At 38.6% G+C, this 1,881-nt stretch carries 2 protein-coding genes and 2 pseudogenes; 1 reads left to right on the forward strand and 3 read right to left on the reverse strand.

What is annotated here, in order from left to right; translation table 11 throughout:
* Window positions 1-255: 255 nt before the first annotated feature.
* On the reverse strand, window positions 256-1,095 hold the full coding sequence (locus DXB52_RS15615; RefSeq protein WP_118108033.1) for a hypothetical protein: 840 nt from the start codon (window positions 1,093-1,095) through the stop codon (window positions 256-258).
* Window positions 1,096-1,199: 104 nt separating this feature from the next.
* Between DXB52_RS15615 and DXB52_RS15620 the strand changes: the two are divergent.
* Window positions 1,200-1,424, forward strand: a pseudogene (locus DXB52_RS15620) (MATE family efflux transporter); the annotation flags it as partial.
* Between the two features lie 73 nt (window positions 1,425-1,497).
* On the opposite strand, the pseudogene DXB52_RS15625 reads toward DXB52_RS15620, so the two are convergent.
* Together DXB52_RS15625 and DXB52_RS17605 are read right to left on the reverse strand one after the other, a co-directional pair.
* Window positions 1,498-1,569 (reverse strand): annotated as a pseudogene (locus tag DXB52_RS15625) (metal-sensing transcriptional repressor); the annotation flags it as partial.
* 27 nt (window positions 1,570-1,596) lie between these two features.
* Window positions 1,597-1,881, reverse strand: a 285-nt coding sequence (locus DXB52_RS17605) for a DUF6070 family protein (RefSeq protein WP_472520557.1), incomplete at its 5' end; no start/stop codon positions are given.

Genomic DNA, 1,881 nt, shown 5'->3' on the forward strand with positions numbered 1-1,881 from the left:
TCCTTCAAAATACTCATCAAAATACTCATCCAATACTGTTGCATCCTTTTTAACAACATAACCACTTCCACCGATTCCTTTCTTCTAATTTTTTTGTTTCTTAAATCTTACGCTTGTAATATTTAAAACTCAAATCTATTTCAGGAATTGTATACTCCAGATTCACCATCTTTATGTGCGATATATCCTATTTTATTACCATCCTCTATATCTTCTCCATTTTTGTTACCCTGTCATTTTAAAGAACATCCTTACTTACACTGTTACATATTTTTCCGCTTCTTCTTTGCACTTCAACGTATTTCCATGCCCAATTACATATTCCATACATTCTTTTCCCTGCTCTTCTTTTCCGATTCGGTAGTAACATACTCCCAGCAGGAATCTGCGTGTAACCTCATAATAAGGCAGCTTTTCCGTATCATTTTCCAGTAATCTTACTGCTGCCTCATCTTCACCTTTCAGCATCAAATTTTTTGCCATAAACAGTGGATTCTTTTGAAATACTTTCCCTGCTTTTTCTAATGTAGCCGAATAACCTGCCGCATCTTTCTCCTGATATTTCTTCGACAGTTCGAGATTCGTCATGACCTGCTGCCAAGAACGTCCCTCTCTTTTTCCTTCCCATTCATTCTTTATATACTCTTCTGCCTTCTGCAACTGCCCATTTATGATCAGTGCAACTACATATTTAGACTCAGCTATCAGCATGACACTTTTTTGAAATCCATGATAATCCAAGCTCTTTCCGTATCTTATCAACTCTTCCAGCATTTCTGAATATTTTTCTGCATCACATTGCTGTGACAGAATCCGGTCAATTTTTGAAAAATCTCTGAGAATGTCCCTGATTAAAATGAATATACCTGCAATCAGATCAACCACCACGCAAATCCACAGAAGCCAGGGATCTGTCGTGACCCAGCCCGGCTGCTTTACATCGAAAAAGAGTACTGTCTCCTGATGCGGGAACGGATTTCCTTTGAAAATACTCACCACACAGATCAATGCTGCATAAATCAACAGCACATTCCGTATCATCCTGATGTGTCCATTTTTCTGCTTTTCATAAATCTTTTTTATCTGCTCTTCCATTTTCTCTACCTCGCTGTCACACTATTTTTGTACCTACAACATAATTATACATAATTTCTGCTGTTATTGAAATCTTCTCTTGCTGTCTCCTGCTTTCCGGGAGTATAAGCTGCCAGCAGAGTTTTATGGCACTCGGACAGGCAAAGATCAGTCTGCTTCTTGCATGCCTGCGAAAACTGATCCTGCTGATCCCTCTGATCTTTATCCTGCCGCTCTTTTTATCTGATAAAGTATTTGCAGTTTTCCTTGCAGAACCAGTCAGTGATATCCTGGCGGCTGCCATTACAACCATAACCTTCTTAAGCCGCTTTAATGGAATATTGAACCAGAAAGACCTCGCCTGCTGCAAAATTTTCACCAATACAGACTGATGCAATTAATGCCAGTGATACCAGTACATCTGATTGCCTGAACCTGTCCGATTATTTTCTTCAGTCTTCGGTGCAGATTATCTGCATCCATACATTGTCTCATCTTCCCATCTCCTTATCACCAGAAATATTAATATTGTAGCGAATCTCTGTTCGGTTGTACAATATCAACTGCTGCCTGTTCTTCTTTCTCCGCTGCCTTGCAAAATTTTTCTACTTTTTCACGATTGACCATATCAATCTGATTATCACAATCTACTGCCGCATATCCTTTCTCTTCCAGACAATTGATAATTTTTCTTTTCGCCTTTAATGTATTTAACTCCGACTTCTCCTTCATATAAACAGACCGAAAAGTTTGCGCTGTTTTTTTTGCTTCTGCATTCATTTCAGATTCTACGGTTTCTTTCTTTTC

The organism is Ruminococcus sp. OM04-4AA (assembly GCF_003462585.1).
Lineage (GTDB): Bacteria > Bacillota > Clostridia > Lachnospirales > Lachnospiraceae > Mediterraneibacter > Mediterraneibacter faecis.

Coding starts and splice junctions, on each gene's coding strand:
- DXB52_RS15615 (WP_118108033.1), bottom strand. CDS start 1,095: ATGGAAGAGCAGATAAAAAAGATTTATGAAAAGCAGAAAAATGGACAC.